The organism is Planococcus sp. MSAK28401 (assembly GCF_018283455.1).
GTDB lineage: Bacteria > Bacillota > Bacilli > Bacillales_A > Planococcaceae > Planococcus > Planococcus alpniumensis.
This window is the reverse complement of record NZ_JAAMTH010000001.1, coordinates 3174108-3193412: the sequence shown is the minus strand read 5'-3', so window position 1 is coordinate 3193412 and position 19305 is coordinate 3174108. Positions and strand designations below refer to the sequence as shown.

22 protein-coding genes are annotated in these 19305 nt (G+C 44.3%); 18 read left to right on the top strand and 4 right to left on the bottom strand.

What is annotated here, in order from left to right; genetic code table 11:
* Window positions 1–54: 54 nt before the first annotated feature.
* The 3 genes from G3255_RS16150 to G3255_RS16140 all read right to left on the bottom strand — a co-directional run bounded on the left by G3255_RS16150 (window position 55) and on the right by G3255_RS16140 (window position 2197).
* Entirely contained in the window at window positions 55–465 is a 411-nt protein-coding gene (locus G3255_RS16150) for a GNAT family N-acetyltransferase (RefSeq protein WP_211655408.1), read from the bottom strand.
* Window positions 466–575: 110 nt separating this feature from the next.
* On the bottom strand, window positions 576–1427 hold the full coding sequence (locus G3255_RS16145) for an alpha/beta fold hydrolase (protein WP_211655407.1): 852 nt from the start codon (window positions 1425–1427) through the stop codon (window positions 576–578).
* Between the two features lie 2 nt (window positions 1428–1429).
* Complete coding sequence (locus G3255_RS16140) at window positions 1430–2197, bottom strand: alpha/beta fold hydrolase (RefSeq protein ID WP_211655406.1); 768 nt, start codon at window positions 2195–2197, stop codon at window positions 1430–1432.
* Between the two features lie 157 nt (window positions 2198–2354).
* Between G3255_RS16140 and G3255_RS16135 the strand changes: the two genes are divergently transcribed.
* The 9 genes from G3255_RS16135 (at window position 2355) to G3255_RS16095 (ending at window position 11017) form a co-directional block, all read left to right on the top strand.
* Window positions 2355–2987: a histidine phosphatase family protein gene (locus G3255_RS16135; protein WP_211655405.1), complete on the top strand. Its 633-nt coding sequence runs from the start codon at window positions 2355–2357 to the stop codon at window positions 2985–2987.
* A 33-nt stretch (window positions 2988–3020) separates the two neighbouring features.
* Complete coding sequence (locus G3255_RS16130; protein WP_211655404.1) at window positions 3021–3569, top strand: GNAT family N-acetyltransferase; 549 nt, start codon at window positions 3021–3023, stop codon at window positions 3567–3569.
* 135 nt (window positions 3570–3704) lie between these two features.
* Window positions 3705–4274: a glycerol-3-phosphate acyltransferase gene (locus G3255_RS16125; protein ID WP_249222354.1), complete on the top strand. Its 570-nt coding sequence runs from the start codon at window positions 3705–3707 to the stop codon at window positions 4272–4274.
* Window positions 4267–5862, top strand: a complete 1596-nt coding sequence (locus G3255_RS16120) for a GNAT family N-acetyltransferase (RefSeq protein ID WP_211655403.1) — start codon at window positions 4267–4269, stop codon at window positions 5860–5862. Before G3255_RS16125 ends, G3255_RS16120 begins: the two co-directional genes overlap by 8 nt.
* 55 nt (window positions 5863–5917) lie before the next feature.
* Window positions 5918–6763 carry a DUF2785 domain-containing protein gene (locus G3255_RS16115; protein ID WP_211655402.1) on the top strand — a complete coding sequence of 282 codons (846 nt, stop codon included), beginning with the start codon at window positions 5918–5920 and terminating at the stop codon, window positions 6761–6763.
* A gap of 548 nt (window positions 6764–7311) precedes the next feature.
* Entirely contained in the window at window positions 7312–8736 is a 1425-nt protein-coding gene (locus tag G3255_RS16110; RefSeq protein ID WP_211655401.1) for an anion permease, read from the top strand.
* A 61-nt stretch (window positions 8737–8797) separates the two neighbouring features.
* Window positions 8798–9145, top strand: a complete 348-nt coding sequence (locus G3255_RS16105; protein ID WP_211655400.1) for an ASCH domain-containing protein — start codon at window positions 8798–8800, stop codon at window positions 9143–9145.
* Between the two features lie 33 nt (window positions 9146–9178).
* Window positions 9179–9358 carry a hypothetical protein gene (locus G3255_RS16100; RefSeq protein WP_121299001.1) on the top strand — a complete coding sequence of 60 codons (180 nt, stop codon included), beginning with the start codon at window positions 9179–9181 and terminating at the stop codon, window positions 9356–9358.
* Window positions 9359–9385: 27 nt separating this feature from the next.
* A complete protein-coding gene (locus G3255_RS16095) occupies window positions 9386–11017 on the top strand; it encodes a hypothetical protein (protein WP_211655399.1) in 1632 nt (543 codons plus the stop codon).
* Between the two features lie 54 nt (window positions 11018–11071).
* Here G3255_RS16095 and G3255_RS16090 read toward each other — a convergent pair whose 3' ends face one another.
* Window positions 11072–11929, bottom strand: a complete 858-nt coding sequence (locus G3255_RS16090; RefSeq protein ID WP_211655398.1) for an SDR family oxidoreductase — start codon at window positions 11927–11929, stop codon at window positions 11072–11074.
* 187 nt (window positions 11930–12116) lie between these two features.
* Here G3255_RS16090 and G3255_RS16085 point away from each other — a divergent pair, with 187 nt between their 5' ends.
* The 9 genes from G3255_RS16085 to nikA all read left to right on the top strand — a co-directional run bounded on the left by G3255_RS16085 (window position 12117) and on the right by nikA (window position 19303).
* Window positions 12117–12551 carry an Rrf2 family transcriptional regulator gene (locus tag G3255_RS16085; protein ID WP_211655397.1) on the top strand — a complete coding sequence of 145 codons (435 nt, stop codon included), beginning with the start codon at window positions 12117–12119 and terminating at the stop codon, window positions 12549–12551.
* Between the two features lie 135 nt (window positions 12552–12686).
* On the top strand, window positions 12687–13163 hold the full coding sequence (locus G3255_RS16080) for a GNAT family N-acetyltransferase (RefSeq protein ID WP_211655396.1): 477 nt from the start codon (window positions 12687–12689) through the stop codon (window positions 13161–13163).
* 31 nt (window positions 13164–13194) lie between these two features.
* Window positions 13195–13902: a class I SAM-dependent methyltransferase gene (locus G3255_RS16075; RefSeq protein WP_211655395.1), complete on the top strand. Its 708-nt coding sequence runs from the start codon at window positions 13195–13197 to the stop codon at window positions 13900–13902.
* Window positions 13903–13941: 39 nt separating this feature from the next.
* Window positions 13942–15183 (top strand): MFS transporter, encoded by a 1242-nt coding sequence (locus G3255_RS16070; RefSeq protein ID WP_211655394.1) that lies wholly within the window; start codon window positions 13942–13944, stop codon window positions 15181–15183.
* A gap of 56 nt (window positions 15184–15239) precedes the next feature.
* The gene (locus G3255_RS16065; RefSeq protein ID WP_211655393.1) at window positions 15240–15734 is read left to right on the top strand and encodes a GNAT family N-acetyltransferase; all 495 of its coding nucleotides are present in this window, start codon (window positions 15240–15242) and stop codon (window positions 15732–15734) included.
* A gap of 33 nt (window positions 15735–15767) precedes the next feature.
* Window positions 15768–16232, top strand: coding sequence for a GNAT family N-acetyltransferase (locus G3255_RS16060; RefSeq protein WP_211655392.1), 465 nt, complete (start codon window positions 15768–15770; stop codon window positions 16230–16232).
* A gap of 29 nt (window positions 16233–16261) precedes the next feature.
* Window positions 16262–16675 carry a GNAT family N-acetyltransferase gene (locus G3255_RS16055; protein WP_349291451.1) on the top strand — a complete coding sequence of 138 codons (414 nt, stop codon included), beginning with the start codon at window positions 16262–16264 and terminating at the stop codon, window positions 16673–16675.
* 29 nt (window positions 16676–16704) lie between these two features.
* A complete protein-coding gene (locus G3255_RS16050; RefSeq protein ID WP_211655391.1) occupies window positions 16705–17499 on the top strand; it encodes an aminoglycoside adenylyltransferase domain-containing protein in 795 nt (264 codons plus the stop codon).
* Window positions 17500–17683: 184 nt separating this feature from the next.
* A complete protein-coding gene (gene nikA / locus G3255_RS16045) occupies window positions 17684–19303 on the top strand; it encodes a nickel ABC transporter substrate-binding protein (RefSeq protein WP_211655390.1) in 1620 nt (539 codons plus the stop codon).
* The last annotated feature ends 2 nt before the right edge of the window (window positions 19304–19305 follow it).

Genomic DNA, 19305 nt, shown 5'->3' with positions numbered 1-19305 from the left:
ACAAAAAGCGCATTCGGTAAAATCGAATGCGCTTTTTCTTATTTCAAATTCACATTAATCCATTTTAGCAAAGGCTACGAGCGTCCCTACATCACATGAACGAAATCTGTTCTTTTCGTAGAAATGACGAACATTCGGCGCTTCTTCCGTTAATAGTACTTTTTGGCGCACTCCGCTGAATTTATGCAAGGTTTGGTGCATAAGATCTGAAGCAATTCCGTTGTTTTGGTGACTCGTTAAAATGAGAATGTCCTGAATATAAACAATCGTGAGCCCATCACCGACTACACGGATTAGCCCAACTAATCTTTCTTTTTCCCATGCAGACAATACATACAACGAGCAGGACAGGGCTCGTTCCAGCTCATCCATATCCTTCGTGTAGGCATACCATTCCGCATCTTCGTAAAGTGCTTTCAACTGTTCACGTGGGATTTGCTTTTGTTCTTTAAATGTAATGGCCATTATGTTTCCTCCTCAAAATTATTATTTTGAAGAGTGTGAACGCAATTTTTCCACTGTCTTATACCTCCTCTCAACAAAAGAATATTTGCGCTGAGTTAAACGGGTTACGGCTATTTCTGGTTTAGCCATTGGATAATGGAGTGCGAAGTCATTTCGGGTTCGTCCCATTGAATCATGTGCATTGCATTTTCTAAGGACTGCACGGATAGGTTTTCGATATGTTCAGAGAGCTGGCGAACCCCCTCGATTCTGGCTTGCTCCAAGCTTTCGGGATGTGCAGCGTGTATCAACAAAGTGGGCGCCTTTATGAATGGATATGCTTCTCTGAAAGGCTCTTTGAAAAAGGCTTTGACGATGGCGAGCACACTAAACTTCGAAACGATAAGCTCGAATTTTCCATCTGGTCTCTTGGTGAAAAGCGAAGCGGCATAACGCTCTTTCTGGACATCCCACTGTTTCGCATATATCCGGTATTCCTCAAAGATTTCTGCTTCGCTATTAAATATTGAACGGTCCATATAATCATTCCAACCTGTATAAGCATAATCGAAGCTCATTTCTGGCTGGTTGTGAGGAAATGTAAACGCGCCATCCAACAAGATCAAGCCGGCTACATTGTCTGGATAATAGCGGGTGTAATGAAGAGCGATATCTGCTCCCCAAGAATGTCCCATGATATAGAACGGGCCATCAATAATCCTGTCGACTACTTGATCGACCCAAGCGGCCAAATTTGAAAATAAATAATCGTCTTCTTTCGGCAAAGGAGCCGTTTTTCCATGGCCTGGATTGTCCAAAATAATGACATGAAAGTCCTCACACAGATAGGGAATAAGCTCTCCAAAACTGTAAAGCCCATTTCCGCCAAGGCCATGCAGGCAAAGAACAGTCGGCTGATCGGGATTCCCGAATTCATGATAGTTCACTGTTCCCTTTTGAATCGAATTTTGAAATTTGCCCATAGTTAAGAATTTCTTTTCAGAAGATGGGTTGGACCCTTCAGGGAGTTCACCATCTCTCGAATTTCACTGACGACCGCTTTGGGATTATCGATATGAACGGAATGTCCCGCATCTTCCAGTATGACGTGACGGCTATTGGTGCTCAAACTGGCTAAATCTTTTTGGAAACTCATCCAGTGATTCCAGGACTCTTCAGTATGGTCAGGCTGTTTGCCGCCGGTCACGACGGTTAATGGGATGTCGCCGAGTGTTTTGTATTTCCGCACTTGCTCCAAGCTTTCTTCAAATTCCGCTAAAGTGCCTTCTGCGCCAAACTGGCCGTAATAATCAGCTTGCATGTCAGGAGATAATTCATCGGCCATGAGCTTATTTTGATCTTCGTGGCATGAATCCAAAAGAATCAGTCCTGCTATTTCGTCCGGATACATGCTTGCGTAAAGGCGGACATTCAAGCCGCCGAAAGAATGGCCGACTAGTATATATGGAGGTTTTATTTCCTTTTCTTGAAGCAAGCTGCGCAGATTCGCAACATTTTGAAGGCTATGGTGCGGCCGGGCGTCTGCAGTACTGCGCCCAAGGCCAGCTCTGTCGTAGATGAGCAGTTTAGAAAATGAAGAGACTTCCGCTTTGATGCTATTCCATCTCCTCGTGGGCACCCCATACCCTGAATCGAAAACAATTACAGGACCGTTCGTACCTTCCCCCAACACTTTGCAATAAAGCTGAATTCCTCCAATATCAACGCGTGCGTCTTCCATCTGCTTCGTCATATACTTCCTCCATTTCATCGAACAATTCATCTGATTAGTACTTGAAAAAATATTTCCCTAATTATACTACAATATTCTGTAAATTGGTTGGATGTATATACAATAATTGGATATAGTAAGAGGAGCAGTTAATTTACAAAACATACGAGGTGGGCAAATGCTAAGACTCTACATTACGAGGCACGGAGAAACACAGTGGAATATTGAAAAGAAAATGCAAGGATGGCAGGATTCACCTTTGACAGCCAAAGGAATTCAAAATGCATTATGGCTAAGTGAAAGAATGGAGCCAGTCGATATAGATGTAATTTATGCGAGTCCGAGTGGCAGAGCACAACATACTGCGGAACTGGTTCGTGGAAACAAGTCAACTGAGATTGTATTTGATCCCAAGTTGAAGGAAATCAATATGGGTGAGTGGGAAGGCCACAATGTATCAGCCATTAAAGCACGGGATCAAGCAAGCTTTCATACATTTTGGAATGAACCGGCATCGTATAATCCGAGCGGCGGTGAATCGTTCCCTGAATTAATCGAGAGAATCCGGACGGCTTTAAAAGAAATCGAAGCGAAACATTCTTCTGGCAACGTCTTGATCGTCACGCATTCGGTCGTCATCAAAGCGCTATTCATGATTTTCAACGACACAGAAATCGAACACTTCTGGGCACCGCCGTATATTGAGGACACCAGCCTCACTATCGTAGAAGTCGATGACACAGGCTATCGAGTAAGCTTGGAGGGCTGTACGTTACATAAAGAAAATAACGGTGAGAGATTGAAGCTTTAAGGTCAAGCGGATTTAGAAAGGTAGATTAAAAAAATGGTTGAAATTAAAGGAAGAAAAATTAAGTTAATCGAAAATACAGCAGAGAACTTGGATGAATTATATTTTTGGCGGTTCGAGGAAAAAGAGCAGGAAGCGAAAAAGTGGAATGGGCCGTATATTCCTGAAGAACATATGAGCAAAGAACAGCACAGGGAAAAATGGCTCAGTGATGAGGAGATTGCTGTGGGTGTTCCGACATCTCTTATGATTATGGCAGACGAAAAAGTGATCGGGTACGTAGGAGCATATTGGGTGGACCAGAACACGAATTGGCTCGAAACAGGAATCGTCATCTATGATAAAAATTATTGGAACGGCGGTTACGGCCGAGAAGCCTATACCTTATGGATCGATTTCCTTTTTGAATCGACGGACTTGCACAGGCTCGGAATGTCGACTTGGTCAGGTAATGAAAGAATGATGAAAGTTGCCGAAAAGATCGGCATGAAAGAAGAGGCGCGCATCCGAAAAGCGCGAATGGTAGAAGGGCAATACTTCGACGCCATCAAGATGGGAATGCTGCGAGAAGAGTGGGAAAAGTAAACGCTGGTTTTCTTTAAAGAACTGATGAATAAATATGTTGAAAGAAGGAAATCTTATGAAAAAGTCTATCTTATAAGATTGTCCAATTTTTCTTCATTTCAAATAGGGGAAGAAATGGACGTTTTTTAAGACGTGATGAAAGGGATGAAGTGTTTGCTGATTGTCCCATTGCTAATTGGTGCATACATATGTGGAACGCTAAACGGTGCATATTACATCGATAAAATTCATTTTAGAAAAGACATCAGGGAATTAGGCAGTACTACTGCAGGTGCACGGAATGCTGGGCGCGTATTTGGAAAAGGCGCGTTTGTCGGTGCCTTATTAATCGATACAATCAAAACCGTCATTCCTTTGGCTGCAGGCTTTATGCTTTCGTTTTCTTCTTGGATGATTGGCATACTCGCATTATTCGTTCTGATTGGGCATATTTGGCCTATTCAATTGGGATACAAGGGCGGAAAAGGGATAGTCGTCTATTTGGCATCTGTTTTAGTCATTGTTCCGGTTGCTCTTCCGTTTTCGTTGTTTATTTTAATCACTGCAAAGCTGTTAAAAGTCAGTTTTACAAACGCGGGCTTGCTTGCCCTAATTCCGGCGCCTGTCCTTCTTTTTATACAAACTGAATGGCAACTAGCCTGTTTCTTCAGTTTTATGCTTATTATTGTGATTTTTGCGCATAAAAGGAGTGTCTTCAATGAATGAAAAATCTTCTATCTACTACAAAATTGCAGATTCTGAAGAAGAGATGGAACAAATCCACCGGTTGAATTATGAAACGTTCGTGGAGGAAATCCCCCAGCATAGTAAGAGCGAAGATAAAAGACTTGTGGACCGTTTTCATGAAGAGAACACCTATTGGATTGCAAAACAGGACAGCCGTTTAATTGGGATGGTAGCGATCCGTGGAATCCGCCCATTTTCTCTAGATGAAAAACTCGGTACTGTAGACAGCTATTTGCCAGATGATACAAAACCATGTGAAGTTCGCTTGCTGTCCGTGCGGGAAGAGTATCGGGGGAAACGGATTTTTTTCGGTCTTCTTCAGCAAGTCGTAGGTTCTTGTTTACAGCAAGGATACGATTGCGTACTCATTTCAGGGACAGTGCGGCAGGCGCGATTATATCAGCACATAGGCTTTAAGCCGTTTGGACCCCTCATTGGCACTGAAAATGCTAAGTACCAGCCTATGCTTTTAACAAAAAAATATTTCACTTCTGCAGGAAAACTTTTTGATCAAATGATACAAGAGAATAAACAAGCGTTTTCGATTCGTCTTTTGCCAGGGCCGGTATCAATGCATCCAAAAGTTCAGGAAGCCTGGACACAGCCGGCTATATCGCATCGGTCAGAAGTTTTTTGCAATGAGATTCGTTCTTTGCAGTCAGAGTTAAAGCGATTAACGAGTGCGCGCAATGTTCAAATTGCTATTGGCACAGGAACAATGGCGAATGATCTTATTGCAGGGCAACTTACTAGAGTTGGTGGCAAAGGACTTATTTTATCTAATGGAGAGTTTGGCCAACGCTTGGCAAAACAAGCAATGCGCTGGCAGTTGGAATTTATTCATAGCCGAAAACGATGGAATGAACCGTTTTCTGTAAATGAAGTGAAAGAGCTATTGAAACAGCATCCGGAGATTCGCTGGTTGTGGACGGTGCATTGCGAAACCTCGACGGGCTATCTTTATCCACTTGAAGAACTGAAGTCATTGTGTGAGAAAGAGGAGATTCGATTGTGCCTGGATGCTTGCAGCAGTTTGGGGACGGTCCAGTTGGACTTGTCGAATGTTTACATGGCGAGTGCCGTTAGCGGAAAAGGATTAGGATCATACCCTGGACTTGCGATGGTTTTTCACAATAATACTGTTTCTCCCGATGCTAATTTGCCGGCATATTTGGATTTGGGCTTATATGAAAAAAGCGGCACGGTGCCGTTCACCCATTCTTCGAATAGCGTAGCCGCGCTTCGCGCAGCACTTGACCATCACCGCTTTTCAGACACTCTCCTCGCAACGGAAATCCGAAACGGGCTGAGAGATGCCGGCTTAGAAGTTTTGGGGAATGACCGGTATTTGTCTGGCATCCTAACGATTGCCTTGCCAAGCGGAATAGACGCCCGGGCTGTGGGCGATGCGCTGAAAGCTAAAGGAATCGAAATTAGCTACGAGAGCGATTATTTATTGAAGCGGAACTGGGTTCAACTAGCTTTGATGGGTCACTTGGACCACCAACACGTCAAACAAGCTGTAGCTGAATTAAGAGAAATATTCATGGAGGCGCAAAAAATATAAGCTATACATATTTCTAAGGAAAATATTCTGAGCACAATGAAAACGGAGTGTAGCCATGGCCATCTTGAGTAATGTAGATCCATTAAAAGCGGATCTGCTAAAACAAGTATTGAGAGATACTGAAAAGAGAAAATGGAGAGAAGAAAATAAATCAATTCTAATAAAATCAATGATGGTGCATATCGGTTCCCCGGATAATGAACTACGCGATGGCCTAATATACGGTACGTTCTGTGAGCTGGTTTTAGGAGATGAAATAGAAGCAGATGTATTGAGCGAGATGCTCAAGTCTTGTTTAAACGAGCAAATGCTGTTCAAAGGGATAGGCGAATCCGGAACAGACAGCGTTTTTACGAGGTCGTTCACCAGTTTATTAATAGCGCTCATTCTGCACGCAGATAACCAGAAAGATTTTCTTTCAAGAGAGTCAATTTTCGAAGTGAAGGATCAATTAATTTCCTATATAACTCTCGAAAAAGACTTGAGGGGATTTGTCGTTGATAAAGGCTGGGCGCATAGTATCGCCCATATTGCGGATGCCATTGATGAACTCATTAAAAATAAAAAAATCACAGCTGATGATTATGTAGAGCTAGCAAATGTCTTATGGGGAAAAATATTTATAACAGACTATATCTATATTCACGACGAAGAAGAAAGGATTCTGATTCCACTATTGGAAACGTTAAAGCAGGGATTGCCATACGAAGTGATACAAGGCTTCGTAGAAAATATTCCTGTGGAATTGGAAAAGCAAAAAGACCAACTAGCAGAAGAAAACTATTGGTGTCTATACGCCAACTGCAAGAAATTCCTAAAAAGTTTCTATGTGGAGATTGATAATGACCCTGACTTACTACCGCTCCAAAGAAGTATAGGGGCTTGCCTGTCAGAAATTTAAAGACTCCTTAATGCGGTTTTGGGAACTAATCCTTGTACACTCCCGTAAATAGAATAATGGAAGGAGTCCGATCGTGAATAAAAAAACCCATATCTTCTTAGTCATTGTCCTAGCGATTAATACGTTAAGATACGGCACTTATCTACTAGAAGGGAACACGCACATCTATTACATCATCATGTTTTTGGCCAATCTAATAGCTATGTTATTTGTCATTATCTCTAGATTGAACAGAAAAAGATCAGAAACTGATGGTTTCATGAGTGAGAGCCGGTGAACGAATGGTTAAGTGGCTGTCCACAATAGCAGCTTATTAACCTTGATAGCGCATACAATTTTTTGTGAACAAAAAGTCAAAATTGCACTAAAATGAAAGCAGTTAAATGCCGTTCCCGCCGTTCCGGGGTTGAGGGCAATTGCCGGGTAAAAGTAAGCGTATTCCTGTTCCAGATCGACAGAAAACAGCCGAGCGGATATATTCATTCAACAGCCCGAAAGGCGTATAATCCTCCTTGCATAAAATACAGTATTTAAAAAGGAGAAGTAGGATGAATACTCAAAAAAAAGGAGAAGTGAACTGGAAGTTGCTCTTGATTTGTGTCGCTATCGGGGCGGTTATCTGGTTCATTCCGGCACCTTCTGGATTGGAAACGGATGCCTGGCATTTGTTCAGTATATTTGTGGCGACGATTGTGGCATTGGTGATCAAACCGATACCGATGGGAAGCACGGCGATTCTTGCGCTGACAATGATTGCGCTAACCCAAATCCTTACCTTGGAACAATCGTTAAGCGGATTTCAAAACACGACAATTTGGTTGATTGTCATTGCTTTCTTCATTTCACGAGGATTTATCAAAACCGGCTTGGGGACACGGGTTTCTTATCTGTTTGTCCGGCTGTTCGGCAAGAAAACGCTCGGCTTGTCGTATTCGATGCTGCTGAGTGATTTGATCTTGGCGCCAGCCATGCCATCGAATACCGCACGGGCCGGCGGAATCATTTTCCCGATCATTCGCTCGCTTTCTGAAACATACGAATCGAGAGTCGGAGACGGCACGGAGCGGCGCATTGGGGCATTTTTGGTCAAGGTCTCTTTCCAAGGAGATATGATCACTTCGGCGATGTTCGTCACGGCCATGGCCGCGAACCCGCTCGCTGTCCAGATTACACAGGAAATCACAGGAGTGACAATCACTTGGGGCGGTTGGGCGCTCGCCGCATTAGTGCCTGGTTTGATCAGTTTGGCGCTCATTCCTTTTGTTATTTACAAATTGTATCCGCCTGAATTAAAGGAAACACCGGAAGCCTCTGCGATTGCGGTAGAGAAATTGAAGGAAATGGGACCGATGAAAAAAGAAGAACGCTATATGATCGGCGTCTTCGTCCTGCTGTTATCGCTATGGATTTTTGGCGGAAACTTCGGTATCAGTGCGACGACCAGTGCGTTCGTCGGGCTTTGTGTGCTGCTGCTCAGCGGCGTATTGACCTGGTCGGATATCAAGAAAGAACAAGGTGCCTGGGATACGCTCGTCTGGTTCTCAGTGCTCGTCATGATGGCGACGTATTTGAACGAATTAGGCATGATTCCTTGGTTTAGCAACTTGATGGGGGATGCAGTTGGCCAACTATCTTGGATGATGACCTTAGTAATCCTGGCGATTGTCTATTTTTACTCTCATTACTTCTTTGCCAGCAACACAGCTCACGTCAGCGCGATGTATGCGGCGTTCTTGTCGGTCATCGTCGCTTCGGGCGCACCACCGCTATTGTCCGCACTGATTCTCGCGTTCTTCTCGAACTTGTTCAGCTGCTTGACGCATTATGGTGCTGGCCCGGCTCCGGTCTTTTTCGGAAGCGGCTATGTCAGTCAGAAAAAATGGTGGAGCCTTGGGTTCATCATTTCCCTCATCCACATTGTGGTCTGGTTTGGTGCAGGCGGCCTGTGGTGGAAAGCGCTTGGACTTTGGTAATAAAGTAGAAATTTCTCGAACTTTTTTCTACTAATACGAACGATGACTTTGGAGGATGGCAATGGAGCACAAAATGAAACTTTACGAGGAACCTTTCCGGGCAATCCAGTCCGGAAAGAAAACGGTAGAAGTCCGGCTTCATGATCCAAAGAGGCGGAAATTGAAAGAGAACGACACGATAGAATTCACGAAACTGCCCGGCGAAGACGAAAAACTAACGGTGAAAATCACAAAGTTATGCACATATCCGACGTTTCGGGAAATGTTTGAAGACATTCCCGCTGAAAAATTCGGATTTGTGGATAACAATATTGAAAAACGGGTGGAATCCATCCACACCCTCTATTCACCAACGCGTGAACAGGAATGGGGCAGCTTGGCGATTAAAATCGAGCTGCTTTCTTCTTAAAACGGTGGATAAGCTGTGAAGGAGCTGTAAGAAATGACAAAAACCATGATTATGTTTTCCACAGGTTCAATAATGCTTATGGCAGGTATGTATATATCCACATACTTATCCACTTTTGCGGTGGCCGTTGGGACTGCGCTGGCTGTAGCAGGTGGTTGGTTTATGGGAAGCAGCGCCTTTTTCTTACCAAAACCTACGAAGAAATCAAATTAGGATGCTCGATTTAAATAGAGGTGACTTATGCACATAGTTAAAAATATTATTTTGAGCTTCCTCGGTTTGTTTTTGTTGACGGCGGGATTCGGGGTTTTGCTGTTGTATTTGGATGTAGGGCAAAGCTTGATTGCTTGGCTTGCCGCAAGCGCGTTCGTGATCGCGGGCATTGTGTTGGCGATTGTCTGGATTACAAAAGCGGGTGATGGCAGAAAAAGTTTGACAGATGCGGTCTTTCTGATAGCTTCTTCCATTCTCTTCTGGATTTTTACGCTCTTTTTATTCGGTACAAACTTTCTGCTCTATGATGTTGAGTACGATATGACGGAAGCAACGGAGCTGACGCCTGGAGAGAAATTAGCTTATTACCAGCGACTGATTACAGGAGAAGACGGTTCCATTGATTTAGCCACACTGGACTCAAAAGAAATCAATGGAATCACATTCTATTTTGCGCCGGGAAGCGAACCATTAGAAGAAATGGAACAGTTGGTGGACCTTGTAGAAACCAATCATCCGCAATTGGAGCGTGAGCTGGGCGGTGAAACCGATGCCCCAGTTTCTTTCGTTCTCTATGGAGAGAATCTCGACATGCCGATTCGGGAAACGATTGAGGCGGAGTACAGCGGGTTTTACAAAGAACACGATCAGACGATTCATTTGCCTCTGCCGATCGACAAGGTTGCGGTCATCCATGAATACACGCATCATTTGTTTTACAGCATCGCGGAGGAGCAGGGGATGTATAGTACTGAAATTCCTGTTTGGTTTGCGGAAGGCGTAGCTACTTATTTGTCGGAAAAAGATCAGGCACTGCCATTTGATCCGGATTACCCGATTAAATATGCTGCCTTTGAAAAACTGGAGCACCCGGGTGGCTGGGAAAATCATTTGTCCGATCCCTATAGTCCTTATACTCAAAGCCGTGCTTTTGTAGAATTCTTGGTAAATGGGAAGGGAGAAGATATTCTTCTGAGAATTTTTGCGGAAATGGAACATTCTACGTTTGAATCAAGTTTTAAAAAAGTGACCGGAAAAACTCTAGAAAGTTACGAGGCTAAGTTTTTTGCCAGTTTTGAACAGCTGAGTGATTTATGGAAAAGGGCAGATTTGTTAGCACAGCAGCAAGGGAAGCCAGAAGAAGCATTGGAGATTTTTCTGGAAATCGCAGAAACTGCTCCTAATTTAGAAACGGTCAACCATCGGATTGCGAGCCTGTATAGGGAGATAGGAGACTACGACAATACGAACCTTTATCGACAGAATGAGCTGAGGCTCGTCAATCCAGAGGGCATGACAGGTTTATCAAATTCTTATAGTTACATTACTCAGGATTTATTGTTTACAGACGTTTCCGAAGCAGTGAAATATGCAAAAATGGGTGTTGATTCAGCTGGAGAATGGGAGCGTGCTTGGAGCGAAAAGGTCTTTGCCGAAGTATCGGAGTTAGCAAACCAGGTTGAAATTGGCCAGCCACTCAAAGGCTACTACGGTGTGTTAGAAGGCGAGCATGCTGTGACTGGGGGATTCTCTCCAAGGGAAAAAGCGAACTTGATCGATGTCGTTTTAGCAAGATACCCTGAAGATCTCTCAGCAAACAGAACAGCATTGATCGAGTTGAAAGAACAGTTTGAAGCCGAGCTGGCAGCTCAACAATAATAAATAAGAAACGGAGCCGATCGACAAGATCAGCTCCGTTTTTTGTATTGTTTTTTATTTTGAAACCAGCTGTGCGAGGCCATCGTTGATCGGTGTTAGCGGGCGGCCAAGCACTTGTTCAAAATCGCTGTTTGCGACTTCGAGCGAACCGTTGCGGATGCTTTCCTGGATGCCGACGACAATTGGGATGGCGAAGTCCGGCACGCCGGCACCCTTCATGACTTCTGCGTATTCTTCGTCGCTTACTTGCTTAACTGAAACTGGTTTATCCAACACGTCACCAAGTGCTGAAGCTAGTTGTTCCTGTGTTAACAAGGGACCTGAAAGTTCGTAAGTTTTGTTTTCATGGCCGCTGCCAGTCAATACGGCGACAGCTGCGTCGGCATAATCCTGCTGTAAAGCCCAGCCGACTTTTCCTTCACCAGCCGAAGTGACCCAAGGCGCGCCTGCTTCTACAGCTTGAATGCTGCCCAGTTCGTTTTCCAAATACCAATTATTGCGAAGGAATGTATAAGGGATACCCGTTTTGATGATGGCCGCTTCTGTGGCTACGTGCGGCGGAGCCATCAGGTTTTGGCTTTCTGTCGCATTGGCGAGGCTCGTATAGGCGATAAATTTAACGCCTGCGCGCTCAGCGGCGTGAACCGCATTCTCGTGCTGGCGGATTCTTGTTTCGTTGTCACCGTCAGTTGATATGATCAATAAGCGGTCGATTTCTTGAAAAGCTTGATCCAATGTTTCCGGAGCATCGAAATCACCGTGGCGAACGTCTACGCCTTGAGCGCGCAGGTCTTCAGCCTTTTCGGGATTACGGACACTTACCGCAAGATCGCTAGCAGGTACTTGTTTCAATAAAGATGCCACTACTTTTGAGCCCAGTTTTCCTGTAGCCCCTGTCACCAAAATTTTCATCAATAATTCCTCCTGTTCATTTGTTGTTGTAACTGAATTGATTACATGTTTAGTTTATTCACTTGTAACCATCTTGTCAACAGGTTGAATTTAATATATTTTCAGCTCGAAATTTGATACAATTACTTGTAACCGGAACAATTACATCATGTGAAATTCAACATAAATAAGCAATGGAGGGCTCAACATGTCAATCAGCAGTCGATTTTCCGTCGGAATCCACATACTGGCGTTAATTGATTTAAATAAAGAAACCGCCTCATCTTCCGAATTTATCGCCGGCAGTGTCAATACCAATGCAGCGGTCATCAGAAAGATTATGGGAATGCTGAAAAAAGCAGGATTAATCGACGTGCAGCCAGGGGTGGCGGGCGCTAAACTGTCGAGAGAGTTATCGGAGATTACGCTATTTGATATTTACAAGGCAGTGAACGTGGTCGAGGAGAACGAATTATTCAGCATCCACGACAAGCCGCATCCCGATTGCGTAGTCGGCAAAAATATCCAAAGCACCATCGAGCCGATCTTCATGGCCGCCCAGTCGGCGATGGAAAAAGTGTTCCAGAACCTGACGCTTGAGGACATCGTGAAAGATATTGAGGCGAAAGAACATATTCAGTGAAAAGACATTCCAAGCGGATGTCTTTTTTTATGGATAAGCTTAGAGAGATTTTGAAAGACATAACATTCAATTATTTAAAATATTTTGTGGGAATTATTGGTATAATAATTTTTAAGATAATAAGGAGTGATGAGTGTGGAATATACAATGAGAGAAGCTAAAATTAGTGATTATGAAAAGCTGCAGGCTATACATAAAGAAGTTCATGCTTTCCATGTGAATGGAAGACCGGATATTTATAAAGAGGCTGAAAAGACATTGGACAAGCAATACTTTGCTCAACTCGTTGAATCGGATGAAGGGGTCATTTATGTTATTGAAAACAAAACCGAAATTATCGGATTTACAATTCTGAGGATCAACGAATCACCGAACCGGGCGACTATTACAAAAAGAAAGTATCTCTTCATGGAGGATTTGGGCGTGAATGAACGATACAGGTCTCATGGTCTCGGGAGAAAATTATTTCAACAAGCCATGGAGTTTGCGAATGAAAATGACGCGGCTACATTGGAACTTGGAGTTTGGGAATTTAACGAAGATGCTATTAATTTCTACAAATCTATGGGGATGAACAATCAGGCAAGAAAAATGGAAATCCGTATTGAGTAAACTGCAGAATTAAGATGGAGAGAGGTGACTCATGAAAGACAAAATCAAAGAAACCTTTAACAGTCTCGCCGGCGCATACGAACATTCGGTAGACGCGGAAAACTTATACAATAGCGAATACGAAAGGCCGGCTATGCTGGCTCAGCTGCCAAAGGATTTAAGCGAAAAAAGAATATTGGATGCCGGATGCGCAGCGGGTTGGTACACAGAACAATTGGTAGATAGAGGAGCACAAGTAACCGCTGTGGATATGAGTCCGGAAATGGCCGCTGCGACTAAGAGAAGGATCGGAGATAAAGCGGATGTCATCTGTTTGGATTTGGCGTCTACTTTGCCTTTTGAAGATGGGATTTTCGACTATATCGTCAGCTCGTTGACCCTCCATTACATAGAAGACTGGGATTTCACGTTCAAAGAGTTTCAGCACATATTAAAACCTGGAGGCACCCTGCTGTTCTCGGTTCATCATCCGTTCACCGATATCAAACTATCTCGGGAAATGAATTATTTTTCTACCGAACTGATTGTGGACAAATGGAAAAAGGCAGGCAAAGTCTACAAAGTCCCGTTTTTCAGAAGGCCACTTGGCGACATCTTAGCGACAACACTTCAGCATTTCTCGATGGAAGATGTCATCGAACCCAAGCCGACAGAAAAATTCAAAGAGTTGGATGTTGAACGCTATGAACGCTTGATGAAAGCGCCGAACTTTCTGATTGTAAAAGCACGGAAACAATAATGTTCACACAAAAATTTTTAGCGGAAAGGGGGAAGGGATTTGAGTGGAACATGGGGAGGTTGGAAAAATCCATCTTTATTATTGCTGTCACTCGGAATCGCCGGAATCGGGGATTTCATCTATTTGGTGGCGATCAATATCATCGTCTATCAGATGACAGGGTCGGCCGCGGCTGTCGCTGGACTTTGGATTGTAGGGCCCATCGTCAATATCCTGACGAAGTTTTGGACGGGCAGTTTTATCGATTACCGAAGCAAAAAAGCAATCATCATTTCTACATATCTGCTGCGGGCCGGGTTCATCGCGTTGATTCCGTTTGCACCGAATGTATTCGTCGTTTATATTTTCCTCGTTTTCTTGAGTATCGCGAAATCCTTTTTCGGCCCTTCCTCTGTGACGTATATCGCGATGCTTGTGCCGAAACCGAAGCGCAAACGTTTCAACTCGATTCGCTCCTTTACATCTTCCGGTGCGTTCATTATCGGGCCGGCAATCGGCGGTGTGCTGATTCTGGCGAGTTCGCTCGAGGTGACCTTGTGGATCAATGCCCTGTTCTTTGTTCTAGCAGCGTTATTGGTCACAAGGCTTCCTCAAGTGGAAGACATCGATCGGACCTCTACTCCAGCATTGACCGTTTCCCAAGTCATCAGCGATTTTACAGTCGTGAGCGATTTTATCACACGAAATAAATACGTCACTTTCATCTATCTGGGTTTTACCGCTGTCCTGATTTTCTCGTTCGCGATGGATGCCCAGGAAGTGGTTTTCACCCAGCAGGTGATCGGCTTGTCGGAACTCGACTATAGCTTGTTGATCAGCCTCACCGGCATCGGGTCGGTGACCGGCGGTATTTTGCTTTCGGTTTTTTCGTCTAAAATTTCATTGAAGTCCATGATGGTCTATGGCTTACTCATGACAACTATTGGCTACGTGATCTATGCGTTTTCTTGGTCCTTTGCCTCGGTCATGGCCGGTTTTTTGATTCTGGGATTTTTTATCGTCTTCATGAACGCTGGACTCGCCACGTTCTATCAGAACAATATTCCGGTGGCGCTGATGGGGCGCATCACCAGTATTTTTCAGCTGTTCCAAAGCGTGCTGCAGATTGTCTTTCTATTGGCTGTCGGTGTATTCGCTGACTTCATTTCATTGCGGATAACGATTGTCGCTTTAGCGCTCGTGATGCTTGCCGGGGCTGTCATACTCGCCTTCTTTGTGAAGAATCGCGAGAACTCTAAGTACTTTGAAGAAGATGATGCTACGAATGAAGTGTATGTCTAATGGAATGTATCTGCGTTCAAGGATGCTAATAAAGGATAAAGGGAAGGAGATTGAACATGTCTCATATAAAGACAGATAGATTGATGCTCATCACTTTCACCGTAGAAATGATGAAAGCTGCGCTGGTAAATGAGCGTGAGTTAGAACAAGCTGCGGGTTATCAAGTCATTGATGACTATCCGTCCGATGACTATAAAGAAATTATTCCTTTCAAAATTCAGCGCTATCGCCAGTATCCTGAAGAAAATGAGTGGGAGAGTTTGATTGTTCATCAACAAGATCAAATCATTATGGGAGACATGGGTTTCAGGCGAAGTACGGACAATCCGGAAGAGTTGGAGCTGGGCTATAGCATTGTACCGGCTTACCAAGGATATGGATATGCGACGGAAATGGCGCAGGCGATCATCTCGTGGGGGTTAACGCAAACAGGCATCAAAAGGATCATCGCGAGTTGTGATAGCGATAATCAGGCTTCCATCCGCGTATTGGAAAAAGCGGGATTGAAAAAGCTTGGCGAACAAGAACATAAAATACGCTGGTCTACATAAAATAATCGATTTAATGCAAAGAGGTGAGAAACAATGGACTACATATTCCAAAAAATGACGCAAGAACAAGCGCAGGACATTGCCGGAAACTGGCGGTACGACGGGGAATATTCCTTTTACGATATGGATGCAGATCCTGAAGATTTGGAGGAGTTTTTGGATCCCGAAAAACGCGCGGACAATTATTTTATAGTCTTTCAGGATAACGAAGCCGTGGGTTTCTACAGTTTCCGGCTAGCAGATCAAGAGACGCTGGATATCGGGTTCGGCATGAAGCCGGATTTGACCGGCCGCGGACAAGGTTCTGCGTTTTTGAAGGCCGGATTAGACTTTGCCAAAAGCAATTACCATCCGCAAAAAATCACTTTGTCCGTAGCGGATTTCAATAAGCGGGCTATCAAGCTATACGAAAAGCTTGGATTCAGGAAAGTCGAGTCATTCGTGCAGGCAACGAATGGCGGACATTTCGATTTTGTGAAAATGGAATTGAATGGTTGACGAAAAACTAAGAAGCGGGAGGTGAGGATGTGAGAGAAATTGATTCGAACAAAATGCATCCTTCCGTAAACAAGCTATTGTCTTATGCCACTTCTGCTGAAAAAGTAGAGCGGGAGTATGAGAAATACATGGCTTCTCCAAACCTCAACCTGTACGGTGAAGCGGCTGCAGATGAATTTTTTGCTTGCATCGGGATTGCGTTATTGGAAGAAGGCAATTGCGAAATCCGGCATATCGCCGTGTTACCTGAACTGCGTGGGAAAAATATTGCCAGTGGAATGATCGATGCAATCTGCCAGCTGTATCAACCGGATCAAATCCTTGCTGAAACCGATCGGCAAGCAGTGGAGTTTTACAGAAACTATGGATTTTCTATTGCCAGTTTAGGGGAGAAGTATCCAGGAGTTGAACGATTCCGCTGTGTATATAAGGTGAAATTTTAAGAATGTCTCTATAAAAGGAAGCGATTCGAATGAGTTATGATTGGAGCAATTGCCCGCAGGAGTTAAAAAATTTTATAGCTGATTTGATGGACGGGGTAAACGATATGATCGAACAACCGCCAGTGGGGATGTATTTGCACGGTTCCCTGGCAATGGGCGGGTTCAATCCACACAGAAGCGATATCGACTTGCTGTTGGTGACAGAGCGGCCCTTATCTATGCATCATAAGCAGCAATTGGCGCATTTCTTTCTCGAGAAATCCAGCAAGCCTTTCCCAATTGAGATCAGTTCATTGACTCTCGAGCAATTAGAAAGCTGGAGTCACCCAACGCCGTATGATTTTCATTTCAGTGAGTATTGGCGTGAGCGCTATGAGACTGAGTTAAACAAGTACATAAATAATGAAGAAAAGACCGATGGCGATTTGGCTGCGCATTTCATGATTTTAAAGCATCGCGGCATTTGCCTGGCGGGGCGTCCGATTGAAGAAGTTTTTCCGAGTATCCCCCAACAGGACTACTTGGCTTCTATTTTGGAAGACTATGAAGACTGCTTGGAAAATATTCACGAAAAGCCAGTGTATTGCACATTGAATTTAGTTCGTGTGTATTGGTATGTAAAAGAAGGCAAAGTTTCCTCGAAGCAAGAGGCGGGGAGATGGGGACAGGAGAATTTACCGGAACAGTTCACGGCAGTTATTCAGCAAGCAGCAGAAGCTTATCAATCGGATCGTCCGGAAGCAGATTTTGTGAAAAAAGATTTATCGGCAGTGCGAGACTATTTGCGAAATGAAGTTGAAACGCTACTGAACGCTCCAGATTAAATAACCTTTTCGAAATCCTTCCTTATAATTGGAGGGATTTTTCATTGCCGGCGAACAGAACGGCTGTTTAAGGTGCATATTAATTCAAATGCGCATTGACAAACTGCCGATATATTATTATATTTACAGGAGTGAAATTGAGAATCATTATCAGTAATTGAAATGAGAGAGGAATACATTACCCATGAAAATACATAACAGCAAAAAGAACTTGTTTTTAGCACTGGCCGCTTGTGCAGCGCTTGCCTTGTCCGCTTGCTCGGATGACAATGCTGCGGGTTCGGCTGATGCAGAAACCGATAACCCGAATTCCATTACGATGTCTTGGCCGCGTGATATCGGTCCGATGAATCCACATGTCTATAATCCGTCACAATTGATCACTCAATCGATGATTTACGAGCCGCTTGTCAGCTACGAAGAAGGCGGAGAAGTGAAACCCCACTTGGCCGAGTCATGGACAGTGTCGGAAGACGGCCGTGAATATACATTCAATCTGCGCGAAGGCGTCAAGTTTACGGATGGCTCATCGCTCACTTCAGAAGTGGTGAAAAAGAATTTTGATGCAGTCCTGGCCAATAAAAATTCCCACAGCTGGCTTGGCGTCATCAACGTGCTCGACAAGATCGAAGTCGTGGATGAACTGACATTCAAAATGGTGCTGACACAAGCGTATTACCCGGCTTTGCAGGATTTAGCGGTCGTGCGCCCGGTGCGGATGCTTGGCGAAGCGGGCTTCCCGGAAGATGGCGATACATCCAAAGGAATCACAGAACCAGTAGGGACCGGGCCTTGGGTATTGGACGAGTATAAAACAGATGAATATGCGGTTTTCAAACGCAATCCCGATTACTGGGGAGAAAGTCCGGAATTAGAAGAAGTGACCATCAAAATCATTCCGGATGCGGAAACGCGCGTCCTTGCTTTTGAAAAAGGCGAGCTTGACTTGATTTACGGTGAAGGCGTCGTCAGCATGGATTCGTTCAATTATTTGAAAGAAACCGGTGAATACACGACTGATCTATCCGATCCGGTGGCGACGAGAACGATGCTTGTGAATTCAACGAGCGAAAAACTGTCTGATTTGAATGTGCGCTTGGCGCTCCATCATGGGTTCAATAAACAAGCGATGGTCGAAGGCATCACGCTTGGCCTTGAAGAAAAAGCGGATTCGATTCTGTCATCCAATTTCCCATATGCGCAAGAAGATATCGAAGCAATCGAATATGACGTGGAAAAAGCGGCTTCTTATTTGGACGAAGCTGGTTGGAAACTGGAGTCCGGCGGCGCTGTCCGTGAAAAAGACGGACAGCCGCTCGAACTGGAATTGATCTACGACAAGACCGACCCGATTCAAAAAGCAATGGCCGAAACGCTTCAGGCGGAATGGTCAGCGATCGGCGTCAAGCTGAACATTGCAGGCTTGGAATTGACCGAGCAAATCGAGCGCCGCAAAGCGGGCAACTTCGATTTGGATTTCTGGTACAACTACGGGGCTCCTTATGATCCGCATTCCATGATCAATGTCGTCGCTGAAGACGGCTGGGGCGTGGCAGAAGCGCATTCCAATCTGCCGATGAAAACCGAACTGGACGAGCAGGTGCGCGAAGCGTTGGCTTCTACCGATGAAACGAAACGCCAGGAATTATATGGCACTATTTTAACGACTTTGCAGGAACAATCGGTCTTCATTCCGATTTCCTATATGAAAAAGACGGTGGCCTATCAAAACGATATCGAGTCCTTTGAATTTCCGGCCAACCGCGACGAACATCCATTCAATGATATTTCAGTAAGTAAGTGATA

What these genes read in the sequence shown, in the direction of transcription:
- G3255_RS16150 (WP_211655408.1), bottom strand. Translation starts at nt 465, where the DNA reads ATGGCCATTACATTTAAAGAACAAAAGCAAATCCCACGTGAACAGTTG.
- G3255_RS16145 (WP_211655407.1), bottom strand. Translation starts at nt 1,427, where the DNA reads ATGGGCAAATTTCAAAATTCGATTCAAAAGGGAACAGTGAACTATCAT.
- G3255_RS16140 (WP_211655406.1), bottom strand. Translation starts at nt 2,197, where the DNA reads ATGACGAAGCAGATGGAAGACGCACGCGTTGATATTGGAGGAATTCAG.
- G3255_RS16135 (WP_211655405.1), top strand. Translation starts at nt 2,355, where the DNA reads ATGCTAAGACTCTACATTACGAGGCACGGAGAAACACAGTGGAATATT.
- G3255_RS16130 (WP_211655404.1), top strand. Translation starts at nt 3,021, where the DNA reads ATGGTTGAAATTAAAGGAAGAAAAATTAAGTTAATCGAAAATACAGCA.
- G3255_RS16125 (WP_249222354.1), top strand. Translation starts at nt 3,705, where the DNA reads ATGAAAGGGATGAAGTGTTTGCTGATTGTCCCATTGCTAATTGGTGCA.
- G3255_RS16120 (WP_211655403.1), top strand. Translation starts at nt 4,267, where the DNA reads ATGAATGAAAAATCTTCTATCTACTACAAAATTGCAGATTCTGAAGAA.
- G3255_RS16115 (WP_211655402.1), top strand. Translation starts at nt 5,918, where the DNA reads ATGGCCATCTTGAGTAATGTAGATCCATTAAAAGCGGATCTGCTAAAA.
- G3255_RS16110 (WP_211655401.1), top strand. Translation starts at nt 7,312, where the DNA reads ATGAATACTCAAAAAAAAGGAGAAGTGAACTGGAAGTTGCTCTTGATT.
- G3255_RS16105 (WP_211655400.1), top strand. Translation starts at nt 8,798, where the DNA reads ATGGAGCACAAAATGAAACTTTACGAGGAACCTTTCCGGGCAATCCAG.
- G3255_RS16100 (WP_121299001.1), top strand. Translation starts at nt 9,179, where the DNA reads ATGACAAAAACCATGATTATGTTTTCCACAGGTTCAATAATGCTTATG.
- G3255_RS16095 (WP_211655399.1), top strand. Translation starts at nt 9,386, where the DNA reads ATGCACATAGTTAAAAATATTATTTTGAGCTTCCTCGGTTTGTTTTTG.
- G3255_RS16090 (WP_211655398.1), bottom strand. Translation starts at nt 11,929, where the DNA reads ATGAAAATTTTGGTGACAGGGGCTACAGGAAAACTGGGCTCAAAAGTA.
- G3255_RS16085 (WP_211655397.1), top strand. Translation starts at nt 12,117, where the DNA reads ATGTCAATCAGCAGTCGATTTTCCGTCGGAATCCACATACTGGCGTTA.
- G3255_RS16075 (WP_211655395.1), top strand. Translation starts at nt 13,195, where the DNA reads ATGAAAGACAAAATCAAAGAAACCTTTAACAGTCTCGCCGGCGCATAC.
- G3255_RS16065 (WP_211655393.1), top strand. Translation starts at nt 15,240, where the DNA reads ATGTCTCATATAAAGACAGATAGATTGATGCTCATCACTTTCACCGTA.
- G3255_RS16060 (WP_211655392.1), top strand. Translation starts at nt 15,768, where the DNA reads ATGGACTACATATTCCAAAAAATGACGCAAGAACAAGCGCAGGACATT.
- G3255_RS16050 (WP_211655391.1), top strand. Translation starts at nt 16,705, where the DNA reads ATGAGTTATGATTGGAGCAATTGCCCGCAGGAGTTAAAAAATTTTATA.
- nikA (WP_211655390.1), top strand. Translation starts at nt 17,684, where the DNA reads ATGAAAATACATAACAGCAAAAAGAACTTGTTTTTAGCACTGGCCGCT.